Annotated in this window: 18 protein-coding genes; 8 read left to right on the forward strand and 10 right to left on the reverse strand. The window is 71.5% G+C overall.

Annotation, left to right across the window (positions count from 1 at the left end):
- Nucleotides 1-138 precede the first annotated feature (138 nt).
- From ACFT9I_RS02655 to ACFT9I_RS02685, 7 genes are all read right to left on the reverse strand, one after another.
- Nucleotides 139-1,788 (reverse strand): FAD-dependent monooxygenase, encoded by a 1,650-nt coding sequence (locus tag ACFT9I_RS02655; RefSeq protein ID WP_382559676.1) that lies wholly within the window; start codon nucleotides 1,786-1,788, stop codon nucleotides 139-141.
- Entirely contained in the window at nucleotides 1,785-2,885 is a 1,101-nt protein-coding gene (locus tag ACFT9I_RS02660; protein ID WP_382559678.1) for an alcohol dehydrogenase catalytic domain-containing protein, read from the reverse strand. Before ACFT9I_RS02660 ends, ACFT9I_RS02655 begins: the two co-directional genes overlap by 4 nt.
- 63 nt (nucleotides 2,886-2,948) lie before the next feature.
- Nucleotides 2,949-3,950 (reverse strand): hypothetical protein, encoded by a 1,002-nt coding sequence (locus ACFT9I_RS02665; RefSeq protein WP_382559681.1) that lies wholly within the window; start codon nucleotides 3,948-3,950, stop codon nucleotides 2,949-2,951.
- A gap of 59 nt (nucleotides 3,951-4,009) precedes the next feature.
- Nucleotides 4,010-4,756 (reverse strand): dienelactone hydrolase family protein, encoded by a 747-nt coding sequence (locus ACFT9I_RS02670; protein ID WP_382559682.1) that lies wholly within the window; start codon nucleotides 4,754-4,756, stop codon nucleotides 4,010-4,012.
- A gap of 43 nt (nucleotides 4,757-4,799) precedes the next feature.
- Entirely contained in the window at nucleotides 4,800-5,507 is a 708-nt protein-coding gene (locus ACFT9I_RS02675) for a class II aldolase/adducin family protein (RefSeq protein ID WP_382559684.1), read from the reverse strand.
- Entirely contained in the window at nucleotides 5,504-6,484 is a 981-nt protein-coding gene (locus tag ACFT9I_RS02680) for a TAXI family TRAP transporter solute-binding subunit (protein ID WP_382559687.1), read from the reverse strand. Before ACFT9I_RS02680 ends, ACFT9I_RS02675 begins: the two co-directional genes overlap by 4 nt.
- Before the next feature lie 279 nt (nucleotides 6,485-6,763).
- Nucleotides 6,764-7,594, reverse strand: a complete 831-nt coding sequence (locus ACFT9I_RS02685) for a FadR/GntR family transcriptional regulator (RefSeq protein WP_382559690.1) — start codon at nucleotides 7,592-7,594, stop codon at nucleotides 6,764-6,766.
- Between the two features lie 83 nt (nucleotides 7,595-7,677).
- Here ACFT9I_RS02685 and ACFT9I_RS02690 point away from each other — a divergent pair, with 83 nt between their 5' ends.
- The 3 genes from ACFT9I_RS02690 to ACFT9I_RS02700 are packed head-to-tail and all read left to right on the forward strand — an operon-like array spanning nucleotide 7,678 to nucleotide 10,743.
- Nucleotides 7,678-8,910, forward strand: a complete 1,233-nt coding sequence (locus tag ACFT9I_RS02690; RefSeq protein WP_382559693.1) for an acyl-CoA dehydrogenase family protein — start codon at nucleotides 7,678-7,680, stop codon at nucleotides 8,908-8,910.
- A 39-nt stretch (nucleotides 8,911-8,949) separates the two neighbouring features.
- Nucleotides 8,950-9,807, forward strand: coding sequence for a fumarylacetoacetate hydrolase family protein (locus ACFT9I_RS02695; protein ID WP_382559696.1), 858 nt, complete (start codon nucleotides 8,950-8,952; stop codon nucleotides 9,805-9,807).
- A gap of 15 nt (nucleotides 9,808-9,822) precedes the next feature.
- Entirely contained in the window at nucleotides 9,823-10,743 is a 921-nt protein-coding gene (locus tag ACFT9I_RS02700) for a VOC family protein (RefSeq protein ID WP_382559699.1), read from the forward strand.
- 38 nt (nucleotides 10,744-10,781) lie between these two features.
- Here ACFT9I_RS02700 and ACFT9I_RS02705 read toward each other — a convergent pair whose 3' ends face one another.
- Both ACFT9I_RS02705 and ACFT9I_RS02710 read right to left on the reverse strand, forming a co-directional pair.
- Entirely contained in the window at nucleotides 10,782-11,585 is an 804-nt protein-coding gene (locus ACFT9I_RS02705; RefSeq protein WP_382559701.1) for an IclR family transcriptional regulator, read from the reverse strand.
- A gap of 83 nt (nucleotides 11,586-11,668) precedes the next feature.
- Entirely contained in the window at nucleotides 11,669-12,163 is a 495-nt protein-coding gene (locus ACFT9I_RS02710) for a VOC family protein (RefSeq protein ID WP_382559704.1), read from the reverse strand.
- 109 nt (nucleotides 12,164-12,272) lie between these two features.
- Between ACFT9I_RS02710 and ACFT9I_RS02715 the strand changes: the two genes are divergently transcribed.
- The 4 genes from ACFT9I_RS02715 (at nucleotide 12,273) to ACFT9I_RS02730 (ending at nucleotide 15,574) form a co-directional block, all read left to right on the forward strand.
- A complete protein-coding gene (locus ACFT9I_RS02715; RefSeq protein WP_382559707.1) occupies nucleotides 12,273-13,139 on the forward strand; it encodes a fumarylacetoacetate hydrolase family protein in 867 nt (288 codons plus the stop codon).
- 242 nt (nucleotides 13,140-13,381) lie between these two features.
- Nucleotides 13,382-13,753, forward strand: coding sequence for an antibiotic biosynthesis monooxygenase family protein (locus tag ACFT9I_RS02720; protein ID WP_382559711.1), 372 nt, complete (start codon nucleotides 13,382-13,384; stop codon nucleotides 13,751-13,753).
- Nucleotides 13,754-13,798: 45 nt separating this feature from the next.
- Entirely contained in the window at nucleotides 13,799-14,245 is a 447-nt protein-coding gene (locus tag ACFT9I_RS02725) for a MarR family winged helix-turn-helix transcriptional regulator (protein ID WP_382559713.1), read from the forward strand.
- 249 nt (nucleotides 14,246-14,494) lie between these two features.
- On the forward strand, nucleotides 14,495-15,574 hold the full coding sequence (locus ACFT9I_RS02730) for a pyridoxamine 5'-phosphate oxidase family protein (RefSeq protein ID WP_382559716.1): 1,080 nt from the start codon (nucleotides 14,495-14,497) through the stop codon (nucleotides 15,572-15,574).
- Between the two features lie 95 nt (nucleotides 15,575-15,669).
- Here the strand turns inward: ACFT9I_RS02730 and ACFT9I_RS02735 are convergent, their stop codons facing one another.
- A complete protein-coding gene (locus ACFT9I_RS02735) occupies nucleotides 15,670-17,271 on the reverse strand; it encodes a bifunctional 3-(3-hydroxy-phenyl)propionate/3-hydroxycinnamic acid hydroxylase (protein WP_382559719.1) in 1,602 nt (533 codons plus the stop codon).
- A 240-nt stretch (nucleotides 17,272-17,511) separates the two neighbouring features.
- Between ACFT9I_RS02735 and ACFT9I_RS02740 the strand changes: the two genes are divergently transcribed.
- Entirely contained in the window at nucleotides 17,512-18,285 is a 774-nt protein-coding gene (locus tag ACFT9I_RS02740; protein WP_382559721.1) for a FadR/GntR family transcriptional regulator, read from the forward strand.
- Nucleotides 18,286-18,314 lie beyond the last annotated feature (29 nt).

The raw sequence follows: 18,314 nt of genomic DNA on the forward strand, positions 1-18,314 counted from the left end.
GCCCTCTCCGTGGCTGGACGAGGTCGGAGCCCTTGGTCTCCTCGGGACGGCGATGTGTACGGCGAGGTGTACGGCGATGTGCATGGCGTACGGGATGCTCGAAGGAACGCGTACGGGTACGGGAGCCGGCGACCGGGGTCAGTCCTGCCCGTCCTCACCACCGGCCACCGGCAGGACTCGCCGGAGAGCCGCCGCGACCGCGGGGATGTCGCCCGGACCCATGACGGCGGCGATGTAGCGGTCGGGCTTGACCAGGACGAAGCGGTTACGCGCGGCGCCGAGTGCCTCCTCCAGGCCTCGGTCGGCGTCCGCGACGGCGGTCCGGCTGCCCCCGGCCGACGGCAGCCGGTCGCCGAGGAGGACATCCACCCGCCGTACGTCCAGCGCGAGTTCGGGCCAGTCGCCGGTGTCGAAGCGGGCCCAGGCCGTCTCGGGCACGTCCACGCCCAGCAGGGCGTACGACTCGCCCAGCACCTCGTCCAGGAGACGCGGGCGCAGGCTCGGCGGGACGAGGACCAGGGGCTGCGGCAGCTGGGTGCCGGTCAGTGGATGGTCCCCGACGACGAGCCCCGCCCGGTGCCGGGCGACGGGCCGGAACCGCATCCCGGTGAGATAGTCGCGCCCGGCCGGCACCCGCAGCAGCGCACGGACCGTCAGGTCCCGTACGAGGGCGCGGGCCGGTGAGGTGGTCATGACGATGTCGCCGAGCCGCTCGGAGTACCTCACCACCGCCGTGACATGCTCCCGCCGCTCCGCCGCGTACGTGTCGAGGAGGCTCTCCGCCGCGGTCCCGTGCCAGACCCGCTCGACCTTCCACACCAGGTTCGCGGCGTCCCGGATCCCCGAGTTGAGGCCCTGCCCGGCGAACGGCGGCATCATGTGCGCGGCGTCGCCCAGCAGCAGCACGTGTCCCTGGCGCCAGTGGTCGGCGACGACGGCGTTGAAGGTGTACGTGGTGCAGCGCTCGACCTGGTCCTCGTCGAGTGTCCGGTAGGGGGCGACGAGCCGGCGCAGTGTCTCGAACCGAGGGGTGGTCCCCTTCTCCCCCTCGCCGGGACGCAGGAGGAACTCGTAGCGGCAGCGTCCGCCCCGGCCGGGCACGATCACGGTGGGCCGGTCGGGAGTGCCCCGGTGCATGCCGTAGCGCTCGTCGTGCTCGTCCCCCGTCAGGTCGGCCACCAGCCACACCTGCTGGTGGCTGGTCCCGGTCATCCCGATCTCGCACAGCTCGCGCACGGTGGACCGGGCGCCGTCGCACGCCAGGAGCCAGGAGGCGTCGAGGAGTTCGGTGCCGGGGGCGCTGCCGGTCGCCGCGAGTCCGGCGGTGACGCCGTGGCCGTCGGCCCGCTCCCGCACGGTGCGCAGTTCGGTGGCGAACCGGACGTCTGCCAGCGGGTTCGACTTCAGTTCGTCGAGGAGGATCTTCTCCAGTTCGGGCTGGGCGAACTGGTTCTTGAACGGGTGGCCGAGGCGGTACGGCCGTGGCCCCCGCGCGTGGAAGAGGGGGCGTCCCCGGCGGTCGTAGTAGCGGGTGCCGGTGCCGGGGACGACGATGTCGAGCACCCGCTGGGCGAGGCCGCCCGGCTGGAGGGTGCGCAGGGACTCGTCGTCCAGGCTGATGGCCTTGGCCTCGTCGCTGGTGGCGGAGTTGCGCTCGACCAGGACGACGGGCACGCCCCGGGCCACCAGGAGGTTGGCGGCGGTGAGGCCGACCGGGCCGCCGCCGACGACGAGGACGGGGGCAGGGGCGGGGACGAGGACGGGGGCACGGGGGGCCGCCGCCGTCACGGGTTGACCACCGCCATCCAGATCGGCTCGGTACGGCTCTGGAGTGCGGCGACCGCCTCGTGGGCCTCGGTCAGCGGGTAGCGGTGGGTGATGAGGCGCTCTGCGCGCAGGCCGCCGCGTGCGAGCAGGTCGAGGACTTCCTGGGCGTCGGTACGGGTGCAGGCGCGGGTCCCCACGATGCGCCAGCAGTTCACCATGACCGCCGCGAGCGGCACCGTCAGCTGGGTTCTGTTGGCGCCCATGTGTACGAGGGTTCCGCCGGTGGCGAGCGAGGTCAGTGCCTGCACGGTCGCCGGCCCGTCCGGTATGTAGTCGACGACCGCGTCGGCGCCGTGGGGGGCGAGAGCGCGGATCGCCCGGGTCAGTCCGCGTTCGGCGGGCCAGTTGGGCGGCAGTTCCTCCAGCGCGACCGTGTGCGTCTCGACGCCGTCCGCGAGGCCGCGTACGGCGTCGAGGCGTTCGGCGCTGCGGCCGACGAGGATCAGGCGGGAGACGCCGAAGTGGCGGGCGAGACTGATGGTGGCGGTGCCCATGGTGCCGGTGGCGGCGGTGACCACCAGGGTGGCCCCCAGGGGCAGTTCGGCGCGTTTCAGGGCGCGGACGGCGTTGGCCAGGTCGTGGACCTTCGCTCCGACGTCGAAGGAGACGTGGTCGGGCAGCGGGTCGACCAGCCAGTACGGCACGCGCAGGTACTCCGCGAGGCCGCCGTCGTGGTAGCGGTCGTACAGCGGCATGGGAACGTCGCCGAAGGCGGCGTGTCCGATCATGGCCTGCTGGGGACACATCATGTCGCGGTCGGACCGGCAGTGGCCGCACGTACGGCAGTTGAGGTTGGGGTGGACCCGGACGCGGGCGCCGGGGGCGACCGTGGTGACCTCGCCGCCGACGGCGGCGACGGTCCCCGCCGCCTCGTGCCCGAGGGTGGTCGGCAGATGTCTGAAGGCGCCCTGGGCCAGCAAGGTCATCATGCCGGGGGCGAGTCCGGCGGAGGCGACCCGGATCAGGACCTCCGTGGGGCCGGGCTCGGGGACGGCGATCTTGTGCAGGTGCAGCGCGTCGGAGCCCTGCTGGGCACGCGCGGCGAGCATGGCGGTCATGTGCGGCTCCTGGTCGAGGGGGTCGGTCCCTGGCCGGAGGGGTCAGGTCCCTGGTCGAGTGGGTCAGGCGAGCAGGTCTGTCAGGTCGCCGGGCGAGAGGTACGCGGCGGTCCTGGTGGTCTGTCCGATCTGCGGCAGGTCCCGGTCCGACTGGAGGGCGAGATGGCGGCTCTCCCCGGCGGCGCACAGGCTGGTGTGCGCGATGCCGAGCGGGATGCGGACGAAGTCGCCGGGGCCCAGCTCGACGGTCCCGCGCTGGGTGACGAGGGTGCGCCGGCCGCTGATCTGGTACTGGATCTCGTCGGCGTCGAGAGTGCGGCGGTAGATCCGCGGCGCGCCGGGCAACTGCCCGCCGGGCAACTGCCGTACGGCGCCGAGCCGGAAGGTGTCCGAGCGGTAGAGCCAGGTCGCGTCGGGCGCGTCCGGGAGCGCCAGTACGCTCAGCCGCCGCTTGTCCCGGTGGACATGGTCGAGGAGTTGCCGTTCGTCGACGGGCGCCACGGTGATGTCGTGGCCGGGGGTGCCCATGCACTGGGTGATGGCTTCGTTGCGGTCGCCGGGTTCCCAGCCGGGGAAGGGCGGTTGTACGGCCTCGGACCGGCGCGCGGCTTCCGTCTCCTCGGTGACCGGGGCGGGCGAGTAGAACAGCAGATGGCTCTCGCGGCGGCCGTAGTTGTCGTGTGCGACACCCCGGGGGATACGGGAGAACTCACCGGGCCGGTGCTCCACCACGCCGAGTTCGGTCATGAGTGTGCGGTCGCCCGCGATCTGGTACGAGATCTCGTCGACGTCGCAGTTGCGGTGGTAGAAGGGCTGGCGGTTGTCCATGGTCTGCCACTCGACGCGGACCTGGGCGCTCTCGTAGACGCCGCGCGGCGGGGCGAACGGCACGGCCTCGTACTTCTGCGGGTGGTGCACGACGCCCAGTGGCTCGTGGTCGCTCCACAGCTTCACCGGGAACGGGTTGGGGTGCGGGGGCGAGAGCAGCAGGCGTTCGTCGCGTTCGATGTACACGTCGGTCTGTTCGGAGAACGCGGTGGTGAGTACTTCGGTGACGGTCGGCATGACGTTTCCCTTCCTTGAAGTCGTGGGTGCGGGTCCTCGCGGTCGTCGGTGCGGGCGGGTCAGGCGCCGTCGGGCAGGTGCCGGTCGAGGAAGGCGTGGGTGCGCTGCCAGGCGGTACGGGCGCTGTCCTCGACGTACATGTGCGGCCGGGCGTCGCAGGCGAACGCGTGGCCGGCGCCCGGGTAGACGTGGCTCTCGAAGTCCGCTCCGGCAGCGGTGAGCGCCCGGTCGACGGCGGTGACCTGGTCGGCGGGGATGGTGGGGTCCGCCGAGCCGACGTGCAGCAGGACGGGGGCGTCGATCCGGTCGGCGCGGTCCACGACCGCATGCGGTCCGGCGGCGATGCCGGGGCCGTAGAACACGACGACGGCGCCGAGTCCGCCGATGCCGGTGGCGGCGGTGAAGGCCGCCCGGCCCCCGAAGCAGAAGCCGTTGACGGCGGTCCGGCCTGCGGCGATGCCCTCCGCGGACTCCAGGTGCCGGAGGACGGCCCGGACGTCGGTGACGATGTCGTCCGGTCCGATCGCCCCGATCAGCGGCATGGCCTCGGCATGCCGCCGGTAGTCGAGCGTGCCGACACCGTTGCGGTGGAAGAGGTCGGGGGCCACGGCCAGGAAGCCCCGCGCGGCGTAGCGGCGAGTGATGTCCTGGATGTGCTCGTTGACCCCGAACGCCTCTTGGAGCACGATCACGGCCCGGTCCGCGGGGGACGGGGGGCGGGCCGCGTAGACGCGCATGGGTCCGTCGGCGGTGGCGACGGTGGTCCAGTCGTCGTTGGGCGGGGTGGCGCTGTTCCTGTCGGTCATGGTGCGGGTCCTCACGGGAGACGGGAGTTCAGGGGGCGGGAGTTCAGGGGGGCGGGAGGGTGCCGGCCGCTCGGCGCAGGAGGTAGTGCCAGCCGGCTTCCAACTGGCTGTCGGGCCAGCACTCGGCGCGTTTGGCGCGGGCCTCGGCCCGGCCGGAGTGGATGCGGACCGTGCCCGCCGCCGCGGCCCGGAGCTGTGCGGCGCAGGCGCGCTCCAGCAGGACGGCGTGCATCACGGCGGACGGCACGGTGCGGCCGACGCCGACCAGGCCGTGCTTGGGAAGGAGCGCGGCGGGCGCCGTTCCCAGGTCGGTGGCGAGCGCCTTGCCGAGCTGAGGGGTGCTGACGAGGGCGCCGGTGGCCCGGAAGCGGGGTACGTCCTCGCCGCCGAAGAGGGCGCCCTCGTGGGAGAGCGGGAGCAGCCGGGTCCCGAGGGCGGCGAACGCGACGGCGGCCGGCGCGTGGGTGTGCACGGTGCAGACCAACTCGGGCGACGCGGTGAGGAGTTGCAGGTGGATATGGCACTCCTTGTGCGGGCTGCCGCTGCCGCGCAGGACCGTGGCGTCCCAGTGGACGAGCTGGAGGCGGTCCTCCCGTACCTCTTCCAGGCCCCAGCCCGGGGCCTTGATCCAGATGCCTCGTCCCTGCGGGTCCCGTACGGCGGCGTGGCCCCAGACCATGTCGCCCTGTCCGGCGGCGGCCAGGGCGTGGGAGGCCTCGACGGTGAGCCGCTGGGCCTGACCGGGTGTCATGACGGGGGCAGTGCGTCGTAGTAGCGGGCGGCCCCGGGGTGCAGGGGTACGGGTGACCGGCCCATGGTGACGGGGTCCAGCGGGTAGGTGATGGGGCTGCGCTCGGGCGGCAGGTGGCGGTACTGCCCCTCGATGAGATGGCGGGTCTCCCCCAGCACCCAGGCGATGGCGTAGGCGACGTCCTCGGGGAGGTCGTCCCGGGTGAGGACCAGGAAGTCGGAGAAGTCGAGGGTGCGGAAGCCGTCCTGACCGGCGAACCAGCCGTCGTCGACGTACGCGTCGGGCCAGCCGAAGTCGGCCCGCAGCCCGTCCAGCACCTCGTCCTCGACGGCCAGGAAGGTGAATTCGCGACCGATGTCCTGCCAGGCGGGCAGCATGACCGCTTCGTGGACGATGGCGTTCGCCCGGCCGTCCCTGGCGTGGTCGAGGGACTCGAACGGCCGCTCGTCCTCCAGCAGTCGGCCTCCCCAGCCGGTCACGTCGACGCCCGAGCGGGTGAGGATCTCGTGCGCGGCGAGTCCGACGTGGTTGACGCCGTCGTGGACGGACGTGGCCAGCCGCAGGACGGGCTTCTCGGCGCGCAGTTGGGCGAAGCTCGTGATGCCCAGGTCCTTGTGGACGGCGACGACCAGGCGGTCGCGCTGCGGGATCACACCGAGGGCGCGCAGGCCGGGGTGGTGCTCGTCGGTGTAGACGCCCCGGCCGTCGAGGGCGGCGACGGCGAACGCGACCGGGGTGGTGAGCGCGACCTGAACCTCGCCGCGGCCGACGGCGTGGACGGCGTCGCTGAAGCCGCGGCTGTTCCAGGTGGCGATCCGGGTGTACGGGCCGCAGCGGTCGGCGAGTTCCTGGGCTATCCAGCCGCAGACACGGTGGAGGTTCGCGGTCCCCCAGTCACCGCGCAACTGCAGCGTGAGGGAACGGTCGATACGGGGTTCGGCGGGGCGCTCTTGTCCGGGGCGAGTCGGATCCATCATTGCCTCTGTCCTGAATATGAGGAACCATGTCCTGCTTGTCGGGAAGCATAGGAGCCCACTCGCCGGAAAGCGAGGGTCGAGGAAAGCAGGAGTCAATTTAACTCTACTACTAGACCTATAATGCTAGACTCATCCCCCTGGAAGTCACCACAGGACGGACGGAACAGTTCGTACGGTGCGGCCGACGCCGGCCGGACACCTCAGCGACCGACCACCTCAGCGGCCGACCACCTCGTGGTCAGCCACCGATCCAAGCGCCGGTCCAGGCACCGACTCCGGTCAGCCCTCGACCACCTCGTCGGCGACCGGGTCGTGGTCGGCGACATGGCGCATCAAGGCGGCCTCGTCCCGCTTGTCGAGCGCGTCCACCATCGCCGCGTGCTGCCGGAAGCGGTCCAGGACGTACTCGTCGAGCGACACGCCCGCACCGGGCTGGACGCCCACGGTATGACTCGCCACGAGATCGAGGAGATTCGTGTACAGCGACCGCAGGAGCGCGTGGGGCGCGACATCCGCGACCCGCTTGTGCAGCCTCCAGTTGGCTCCCACGAACATGTCCGCGTCGCCGGCCTCGGCCGCCTCCCGCATCTCCGCCAGGATGACGCGCAGGTCACGGACGTCCGCCGGGGAGGCGTGCCAGAGCGCGTCCTGCCAGAGCAGCGGCTCCAGAACCCTGCGGATACGCAGGGCCTCGGTCACGTCCGCCTCGGAGGCGTCCAGGGCCAGGACCGAGTTGCCGAGACGGACCATGGGGTTCTGCTCGGCGGCGAACAGGCCGCCGCCGGACCCCCGTCGGACCGTCACGACTCCGCGCACCAGCAGCAGCCGGAGCGCCTCGTTGAACGTGCCCACCGACACCCCGCAGCGCACGCGCAGTTCGTCCTTGGTGCCCAGCCGGGAACCGCTTTCGACGCTCGCGGCGAGGTGCGCCACGAACTCGGCGGCCCCTTCCGCCCGCGACTTCACGGGCGCCCGCTCCCACTCCGCCCGTCGCAGCGCCGGAGGGTCGAGATGCTCGCCCGCCCCCCGCGCCCGCCCGCTCCGGCCGTCCGTTCCGCCTCGCGCCGCCACAACCGCTCCCGCCCGCAGTCCACCCAACAGTCCGTTCATTGTGGCGGACAGCGTCGCACCTCTTGGCCCGCACCTCTTGACGCTCGGGGGAATCACCGTGCAGCATCACTATATTCATCATTATGAATGGAGTCCTGATGGCCGTCGCCCTCGGTGACAGGGAACGCACGATGACCACGCACGAGGAACTCCTGGCCCGTGCCGTGGCCCTGCGGCCGCTGCTGCGCGAGCACGCCGCCGACGCCGAGGCGAACCGCCGGGTGCCGGACGAGGTGATCGACGCCATCGCCGAGGCCGGCCTGTTCGGACTCGCCACCCCGAAGCGCTACGGCGGCCACCAGTCGTCCGTGCGGACCATGCTGGACGTGTCGGCCGCGCTCGCCGAGGGCGACGGATCCGCCTCCTGGGTCGTCACCCTCGTCACCGCGTGCAACTGGCTGACCAGCCTCTTCCCCACCAAGGCGCAGGACGAGGTGTTCGGCGCCGACCCGGACGCCCGGGTCACCGGCGTCCTCACCCCCACCTCCACGACCGTCCGGGTCGAGGGCGGCTGGCGGGTGTCGGGCCGCTGGTCCTGCGACTCCGGCTCCGGCCTCGGCTCCTCGCGATCCGACTGGGCCGTCCTGGGCGTCCCGCTGAACGACGCCGACGGCACGGTGGTCGACCAGGGGCTGGCCCTCATACCGCGTACGGACCTGTCCCTGGAGGACACCCGGCTCATGACGGGCATGCGGGGCGCCGCCGCCAACTGCCTGGTCGGGGAGGACGTCTTCGTCCCCGAGTACCGCGTCATCTCGGTGCTCGCCGCGATCGGGGGCGACCACGCCACGGAGCACGAGGACGAGGTCCTCTCCCGCGCGGCGTTCGTGCCGCTCCTCACGCTGGTGCTCGCCGGTCCCCAACTGGGCCTGGGCCGGGCCGCGTTGCGGTACGTGACGGAGAACGCGGGCCGGAAGCCCGTCTCGTACACCTTCTACGAGACCCAGGCCGATTCGGTCGCCGTACAGACGCAGATCGCCGAGGCCGCGCTGCGGATCGACACCGCCACCCTCCTCGCCGAACGGGCCGCCGCCGACATCGACGAGGCGGCACGGCGCGGCACCTACCCGGACTTCACCCGGCGGGCCCGCGTACGCGCGTACACCGGCTGGGCCGTCCAGAACGTGCTGGAGGCGATCGGCATCCTGCTGAACGTCCACGGCGCCGCCTCCTTCGCCGAGACCAACCCCCTCCAGCGGATCTGGCGGGACGCCAACACGGCCGGCCGGCACGCCATGGCCGCCCCGGCCGTGGCCCTGGAGGTGTACGGCAAAGCCCTGCTCGGCGTCGACGAAACGATCACCCCCCTCGTCTGAGGCGAGGGTCCCTGCCCCCGTGGCGAACAGGAGCAACACGTGCGCACCGCCAATCTCTCCGGCCGTCTCGTCCTCGTCACCGACGAGGGTCTGGCCGTGGACGTCGAACAGGCCAGCGACGGCCGGTTCGGGCCCGATCCGCAGGACATCTACCAGGACTGGCCGGGCTTCCGCGACTGGCAGGCCACCGCCGTCCTCCCGCCAGGACGCGCCTTCACCCCCGAGGAGCTGGGCGCACCCGCGCCGCGGCCCCGCCAGGTCTTCGCGATCGGGCTCAACTACCGCGCCCACGCGGCCGAGTCCGGCTTCGAGGTCCCGACCACGCTGCCGCCGGTCTTCCCCAAGTACGTCTCCAGCATCACCGGTCCCGTCACCGACGTGGAGCTTCCGCCGGACGGCCACACCGACTGGGAGGTGGAGCTGGTCGTCGTCATCGGCGAACGGGCCCGCCACGTCACGGAGGAGGACGCCTGGCGGCACGTGGCCGGCCTCACCGTCGGACAGGACATCTCCGAGCGCGTCAGCCAACTGTCCGGCCCCGCACCGCAGTTCGGCCTCGCCAAGTCCTTCCCCGGCTTCTCGCCGACCGGCCCGTTCCTGGTCACCCCGGACGCGGTCGACGATCCCGACAATCTCGCGCTCGGCTGTTCACTGAACGGCGAGGAGGTCCAGAAGGGCCGTACCGACGACCTCGTCTTCTCCGTCCCCGCGCTGATCGCCCGGCTGTCGGCGGTCCTGCCGCTGCTCCCCGGTGACGTCGTCTTCACCGGCACGCCCGCCGGTGTCGGCATGGGTAGGAGTCCACAGCGCCGGATATCCGCCGCCGACTCACTGGTCAGCTGGATCGAAGGCATCGGGGAACTGCGCCAGACCTTCCACGACCGGCCGAGTCTCTGAACCCGGGAGTCCCACATGTCCCTGCACCGTCTGTCCTCCGTCGTCATGGGCGTTCCCGATCCCGCCCGGACGATCTCCTACTACACCGAGTTCGGCCTCGGCCCCGAGGACGGGGGCTGGCTGAGCACCCGCGACGGCGGACGCCAGCTCCAGGTCGTCCACGCGCCCACCCGCCGACTGGTGGAGATGTCCATCGGCGTGGACAGCCCCGACGACCTCGAACGGGTCGCCGCGCGGCTGACCCGGCTCGGCGTCCACGCCCACCGGGACGGCTCCACCCTGACCTCGATCGAGAAGATCACCGGGCTGCGCGCCGTTCTGCGGGTCGAGCCGCGGACAAGCCAGCCGGCGACCACCGCCACGCCCTACAACGGGCCCGGCCGCACCGAGCGCGTCGACCGGCGCGCGCCCGGTCTGTCGCGGGACGACCGCGTCCGGCCGCGCAAGCTGGGGCACGCCGTCCTGGGCACCACCGACTTCGCCGCGACCACCGGGTTCTTCCGGGACGGCCTCGGACTGAAGGTCTCGGACCTGATGGGCGACTTCGGCGCCTTCCTGCGCTGCTCGACCGACCACCACAACGTCCTGGTGCTCGCCGCGCCCGTGACCTTCCTGCACCACACCTCCTGGCAGGTCGACGACGTGGACGACATCGGGCGGGGCGCGATGACGATGCTGGAGGACCACCCCGAACGGCATGTGTGGGGGCTGGGCCGCCACCACGCCGGCTCGAACTTCTTCTGGTATCTGAAGGATCCGGCCGGCAACTTCTCCGAGTACTACTCCGACATGGACTGTGTGGTCGACGACCAGTTGTGGAAGCCCGAGGTGTTCGAGGGCGCCAAGGGACTGTTCAACTGGGGTCCGCCCCCGCCGCCTTCGTTCATCCGGCCGGACGATCTGGCGGGCCTGATGACGGGTTCCCACAGCGAGTAGGTCCGGAGGGAGACCCGGAGCGGCGGGTGGGGCGGTCGTCAGCCGACGCCCATACGGCGTACCTGGCCCGACAGTTCGGCCGCCGCCTCCCGCACCGCCTTGACGTAGCGCGGGACCTCGCGGTCGGGGACGCGGTGCGAGAGCGCGGCGACGCTGAGCGCCGCGACCACCCGGTCGTGCTCCCCGGTCACGGGCGCGCCGACCCCCAGGACGTCGGGGTCCAGCTCACCTCGGCCGACGACGTACCCCTGTTCGCGGATCTCCGCGAGGTACGCGCGCAGCAGGTCGGGGTCGGTGTGGGTCGCGTCGGTGTAGCGCGGCAGCGGAAGGGCCAGCAGCTCGTCGAGTTCCGCCGCCGGGGCCCAGGCGGTCAGGGCGAGCGCGGCGGCGCCGGCGTTGACCGACAGCACCTGGCCGCGCTCGTAGGACAGGCGCAGGGTCGTGCTCGCCTCCTCACGCTCCAGGCAGACCACGGCCGCGCCGGAGCGCCGGGTGAGCAGGACGGACACACCGGTGCGCTCCGCCAGTTCCCGCATGACGGGCCGGGCCAGGTCGGAGAGTCCGACGCCCTTGCGGGCCAGCCGGGCGAGATCGATGACGCGGGGGCCGAGCCGGAAGCCGGAGCCGTCGTTCTCCTCCAGGAATCCGTTGGAGGTGAGGCTCTGGAGGTACCGGTAGGCGGTGGAACGTGCGACGTCCAGGCGGGTGGCGACCTCCGTGGCGGAGAGGTCGAGCCGGTCGTCGGTGAACATGAGCAGGATGTCCAGGGCCCGGTCCGCCGTGGAGTTGCGTCCGCGGTACGCCGGGGCGGCGCCTGTCTCCCGCCGTGTGATTCCTGACATGCGGGAAACGTACCAGGGCGGCCCGTGGGAACCGGCGGGGCTCCCTCGGCCCCGAGACCGGGCTCTGCACTGGTCGGCGCGGCCTACTGAACCGGCTGGTAGGGGTTCTCCCCGTCGGCGAGCAGCCGGTCGGCCTCGGCGTGGATCTCCTCCGCCGGGAGGCCGAAGTCGATCGACTTGCGGAACGGCTGGCGGACGTCCCGCTCGACGCGGAGATAGACCTCGTTGCGGTTCCCCTCCGGGTCGAAGAAGTAGATCCCGAAGGCGTTGCCGTGGGTCACCTCCTGCTGGACGTCGACGCCTTCCGCGGCGAACCGCGCGTGAAAGGCGCGCAGATCCTCCAGCGTCTCCACCCGCCAGGAGATCTGGTGCTGCTGCTTGTCACCGATCGCGGCGGTCCGGCCGCGCTGGAGGACGAACTCGTGGTGCTCCTCGTCGGGCCGGGCGCTGAAGAAGACGATCGCCAGCCCGTCGTCGGCGTCGGTGACCGTCAGCCCCAGCACCCTCTCGTAGAAGTCGCGCATCTTCTCCAGGTCGTACACCCAGAGCCCCGTGTGACCCAGGCCGGTGATCGCCACGTTCTCGTCCCGTCTCTAGCGTCTCGTTTTGCAGGACATGTTTCCTGCATATCGCTACTAGCGTACGATCGCCCGTGCGGTAGGTCAACGACGAAAGATGAGGTGCACCGTGCGACTCGCCACACTGCGGGTACGGGAACAGACCTTTGCGGCACGCCTGGACGGGGACTCGTACACCCTGCTTCCCGAGCCCGACGTGGGCGAGTTGCTCGCCTCGGGGCGTGACCACCGGCGGACGGCGGCAGACGGCAAGTGGGGGCGGGTCGCCGTGGAGGAGGCCAACTACGCGCCCCTCGTCCCCCACCCGAACAAAATCATCTGCCTCGGCCTGAACTACGCCTCGCACATAGCGGAGATGGGGCGCGACACCCCCAAGTACCCGACGCTCTTCGCGAAGTACGACGGCTCCCTGATCGGCGCCCGCGACGCGATCGTGCTGCCGCGCGTCAGCGACCGCGTCGACTGGGAGGCGGAACTGGGCTTCGTGATCGGCCGGCCCGCGCGCCATGTGACACACGAGCGGGCTCTGGAGTACGTCGCGGGCTACACGGTGGTCAACGACGTGACGGTCCGCGACTACCAGCGCCGCACCCGCGAGTTCCTCGCGGGCAAGACGTTCGAGGCGACCACCCCGATCGGCCCGGAGCTGGTCACGGCCGACGAGTTCGGGGGCCGGGAGCCCGACCTGGAGATCAGCTGCGAGGTCGACGGAGTCGTGATGCAGCGGTCACGGACCTCCGACCTGCTCTTCGGGATCGCGGACATCGTGGTGTACCTGAGCGAGATCATCACGCTCCTGCCGGGCGACGTGGTCTGCACGGGGACGCCGGGCGGCGTGGGCGACGGCCGCGACCCCAAGGTCTACCTCCGGAAGGGACAGGTACTGCGCACGGTCGTCGAAGGGCTGGGCGAGACGCGCAACACATGCGTCCAGGAGGAGCCGCGCGGACTCGGCGGATCTGCCGAAAAGTCTTGACCTGCGACGGGATGCGTTTCATAACCTCTAGCGGTAGAGTTAATTGCGAGGCGGTCGAAGGCGGCCCGCGCGAGCAGCCGGTCGCATCACGGCGCGGCGAGGGTGCCTCACTCCGGAGCCCTCCCCGCCGACCCTTTCCGCGGCACCCGCGCCGGACGACGGGGCGACCGTACGACTCATCACCAGGCGTCCCGCACCCGCACCCGGCGCACCCATCCAGCATCCGGAACGGAGAGAACACCATGATGGAGATCAGGAACATCGACGAGAGCTGTCCCTTCTTCACCCAGGTCGAGCAGTCGGACGACAGCCCTGTCACGGTCATCAACACCTTCATCGCCCCCGAGGGGGGAGTCGAGGCCTGCCTCGCGGCGTGGGCCAAGGAGTGTGAAGTGATGACGGCCCAGCCCGGATTCATCTCGGCGCAGCTCTACCGCGGTGTCGGCGACAGCAGGGCCCTCACCAACATCGCGGTGTGGGAGTCGGGAGACGCGCTCAAGGCGGTCTTCGCCCGCCAGGACTTCGCGGACTCCCTCATCCTCCCGCCGGAGGGCTCGGTCGCTTACCCGGTCCTGTACCAGAAGATGGCCATGCCCGGCATCTGCGTCGCCTGACCAGGCCTCCGTGTGCCCAGTACGGCCAAGAGGTACAGTCCGGCCATGCCGCACCAGGATCTCCCCACCGACCTCGCCCGCCTGGTGTGGACCCTGCACCGGACACTGTTGCAGGCCACCCGGACTCCGGTCGGCGAGCACGTACGCCCCCCGGCGCAGGTGGAACTGCTCCAGCTCGTGACCGACAGGCCCGGGGTCAGCGTCCGGGAGGCGGCGGGGATGCTCCGTATGCAGCCGAACAACGTCAGCACCCTGGTGACCCAGTTGGTGAAGGACGGGCTGCTGGAGCGGTCGCCCCATCCCGACGACCGGCGTCAGGCGCAGTTGCGGCCCACCCCTCTCATGCTCGCGGAGGGCCGGGAGGTCAACGCCGGCATCTACCGCAACGTGGAAGCCGCGCTGAGCACACTCAGCCCCGGTGCCGTCGAACGGATCGCCGCGGCCCTGCCGGACCTGCGCGACCTCGCCGAGGCCGCGCACCAGGCTCCCTGAGGGCCGCAGCGCCCCTGACGTACTCAGACACACGGCCGACGCGACACACCGCCCCCTTTCCCGCTTTGCGGGACAAGGCAGCTGACATGCAAGACTCGGCTGGCCGAGCGGTACCCCTCCGCCTTCAGGGGTCCTCTTCCGCTTCCCCGGCCGGCTGACCGAACGACCCGGGACCCGAGGATCGCGCGGTCCCCACGGATCCCGGCGCCCCCGCGCCCCGAGCCCATTTCACGCACCCAGGGAGTAACCATGTTTCCTCCAGAAGCCGCAGCTCTCCTCAGTACGAAGACCCCGGCCACCTTCACCACCCTTCTCCCGGACGGCAGTCCGCACTCCGTCGTCTCCGGAGTCGTGCTGGAGGGTGACCAGTTGGTCACGAACACCGCTCCGACCGCGAAGCGGCTGAAGAACCTCAAGGCCGACCCCCGGGTCAACGTCCTGATCATCGACCCCGCCTCCCCCATGCGGTACGTGGAGGTACGGGGAACGGCGACCGTCCACGAACTCCCGCAGGAGCAGAAGGCCCGGCTCCTCCAGGGGCACGCGCAGGAGGGCGGCACGGCGGCGCCCACCGACCAGGAGCAGGCAGCCGTCACCGTCCTCCAGATCCGTGTGACGCCGTCCAAGGTCACGTACCACAGCTTCGACCCGCGCCAGCTCGGTCCGGCCGCCCGTCAGCGGCCTGACGGCCGTCCGGGCGGCCGTCCGGACGCCGGCGCACCGGCCGGTGACGAGGTCCCGCGCACCGCCCCGGACGGCGTCGTCCGGGAGGACGAGGCGGGCCGGTGGATCGAGTTCGAGCGCACCGTGTCCCATGCGCCCGAGGCGGTCTGGGCCGCGCTGACCGAGCCGGCGCGGCTGGTGCTGTGGCAGCACCCGGTCGAGTTCTTCCCCGAGCTGCGCGAGGGCGCCACGGTCTACGCCCATCTCAACCCGCAGGCCAAGGCGTTCGCCCTGGGCAAGGTGACGCTGGTCGAACCCGCGCACGCCCTGGCCTTCCGGTGGACGACGACGCACCCGGCCCTGTCGCCGGACGTCACGCTCTCCTACGTCCTCACCGACGGTGCGCTCAAGGTCTCCTACGGCCCGTTCGGCAAGGACGACGCCGTACTGCCGATGATGGCCTCCCTGCACATTCACCTGGACCACCTGGACCTGGCGATCACCACGCCGGACAGCGAACTGCCCGCGGCCCCGTGGCCCGAGGTCAGCGTCGTGACGAAGTCGGGCCGTATGCAGCCGACGATCGGCGAGTACGCGAAGGCCCACCCCGAACTGGGCGGCGGCCCCGGCGGACCTGGTGGACCCGGCCGGCCCGGCCGCCCCTGACGCCCGGCCCCGCGCCTCGCGCCTCGCCCGAACGCACCGCGCGCCCCGCACGGCCGAAGCCGAGCGGGGCGCGCGGTGCTGTCCGCCGTGGACGCCTACCCCTCGGCGACGGCGGCCGGGGCGGGCTGCCCCAGCTGCTGCCGCAACTGGCCCACCAGGCCCTTCAGTTCAGACCCGTCGACGGCGGCGCCGAACAGGTAGAAGTCCGGCCGGACGATCGCGGCGACATGGTCGTGCCCGCGCATGTGGGGCAGGTAGCCGTCCGGTCCGTCGAGGTAGCCCTCGGGCGGGGCGTTGTCGGCGTACAGCGGGACGACGGTCGCGCCGATGTCCGAGAGGAAGTCGTGGTCGGCCGCGTCCAGGGCGTCGAGCGGGGCCGTTCCGTCGGTGAGGACCGTGAACCCGCCGCCGGTGTGGTCGTCCAGCAGAGCGGTACGGCCCTGATGGGTGATCACGTACTGCGGGGTGAGGTGGCCGACATGCGGGGCGCGGGTGCCGTCGGGCGCCCGTTGGAGGACACCGTCGCCGAGGACGGGCGGCGGGGCGGCCGGGAGCGCGTGCCGCGGGTCCGCACCGGCGGCGATCATCCGGGCGTCACGCGCTGCGGCGGTGTCGTGATCGAGGACGCAGATGACCTTCCCCAGGGCCATCGACATGCCGATGGCGTGCTGGACGTGGTTGCTGCGCTCGGAGGTGTACGTGTCCAGCAGCGACGACGACGCCCGCCCCTTCAGGACCAGGTCCAGTTTCCACGCCAGGTTGATCGCGTCACGCATTCCCGAGCACATGCCCTGCCCCGCGAACGGCGGCATCTGGTGGGCGGCGTCGCCGGCGAGCATGAGCCGTCCGTCGCGCCAGCGGTCCACCCAGCGGGCCTGGAAGGTGTAGACGGTGTGCCGCTCGATCGTGGTGTTCTCCGGTGTACGACCCCAGGGTTCCAGCAGGCGCCAGGTCGTCTCCGGGGTGTTGAGTTCCTCGACGCTCTCGTGCGGCAGCCGCAGGAACTCCCAACGGCGCCGGCCGGGGCCGCCGGAGACGATCGTGGTGGGGCGCTCGGGGTCGCACAGCTGCCAGTTCATCGGAGACCACTCGGCCCGCTCGTGCGGGAGTGTGTCGATGATCAGCCAGTCGTAGAAGAAGCCCTGGTCGGTGATGGAGGTGTCCATCCGGTCGCGTACGAAGCTGTTGGCCCCGTCCGCGCCGATCACATAGCGGGCCCGTATCTCGCCCGCGCCGTCGTCCCCACCGGTGGTGAGGCGGACGGACTCCTCGTCCGTTCGCAGGTCGGTGACCTCGCAGCCGCGGCGCACGGTGACCGTGGGCTGTCTCTCGGCGGCCTTGGCGAGGACGGCCTCCAGTTGAGGCTGGGAGAAGAAGTTGGCGGTGGGCCAGCCGGACGGACCGTCGCCGGACCAGTCGATGCGCACGAGCGACTCACCGGCGGCGTTGCGCCACTCGTAGTGGTCGGGCACCGGGTCGGTGACCGCGCGCACCTCCTCCCCCACTCCCGCGGCCTGGAACACCCGGCCGATCTCGTGGTCGAAGTGCACCGCCCGGGGCAGGTCGTAGGAGCCCGGCCAGCGTTCGAGTGCGATGACGTCATGACCGGCCCGGCCGAGCAGCAGGGCCAGCATCTGGCCGATGGGACCGAAGCCGACGATCGCGGCGTCGTGCACCTTCGAGGGACTTCTACTCACGGCTCTCCTCGACTCGCTGTGGATTCCGTCATCAATCGGCAAGAGCCGCTGAGGCCGCCGGGGCGAAGCCCCGGACCGCCGGGGCGAGGCGAGGCGTCGCCGCCGTCCACAACGGCGCCCTTGCCCGGCCCCCAACATTTCAGCATGATGATTACCTTGATGCTGCATTCGTGCAGACCAAGGCGTCAAGGGGTCCGAGTAAAATGGTCATGACGAATACGGCGAACGTGAGGAACCCAGGTGACTGCCACCCCCGACCGCCCCACCCAGGCGAACGGCCCGAGCGCCGTGGGCCTCGACGGTCCGCCCCGGCAGACACCCTCGGGACGCGCCGAAGGAGCCGCGCGACGAGTCGCGCAGCTGGTCGAAAGCCTGCTTCCCGGCTCCCGGCTGGGCACCAAGGAGGACCTGCGGACCCTGTGCAACGTGTCCGTCGGTACGTTCAACGAGGCGCTGCGGCTGCTTCAGGCCCGCGGCCTGGTCACCGTCAAACCAGGCCCGGGGGGCGGGCTGTTCAGCGCCGAGCAGTCCCCGATGGTCCGCCTCGGCAACTCGGTGCTCGCCCTGGACGCGCAGGCGAACGATGTGGCCGCCGCCGTCCGGATCCGTGACGCCCTCGACCCGCTGCTGATCGAGGACGCCCTCTGGCACGCTTCACCGGCCGACATCGCGGGACTGCGCCGGCACATCACGTCCATGGGGTACGCCGTGGCCTCCGCCGACCCTGTCGCCTTCATCCACGCCAACTGGCGGCTGCACGCCGCCATCGCGGCGATCAGCCCGAACGTCCTGCTCAGCTCTCTCTACACCCACCTTCTCGACCTGATCGAGTCACACACACTGTCGGTCCTGCCGACCGCCGATCAGCCGTTGGGCGAGTACATCGCGCACCGTCACGAACTGCACCGCGCCCTCGTCGACGCCCTGGACCGACGTGACCGCGACACGGCGCTGCGCCTCATCCACGAGCACAACACCACGCTCCGGAGCGAGGACTCCGCCACCGCACCCTGACCATGGGCACCTTCTTCGAGGATCACCCG

This window comes from Streptomyces sp. NPDC057137 (genome assembly GCF_042670825.1).
Lineage (GTDB): Bacteria > Actinomycetota > Actinomycetes > Streptomycetales > Streptomycetaceae > Streptomyces.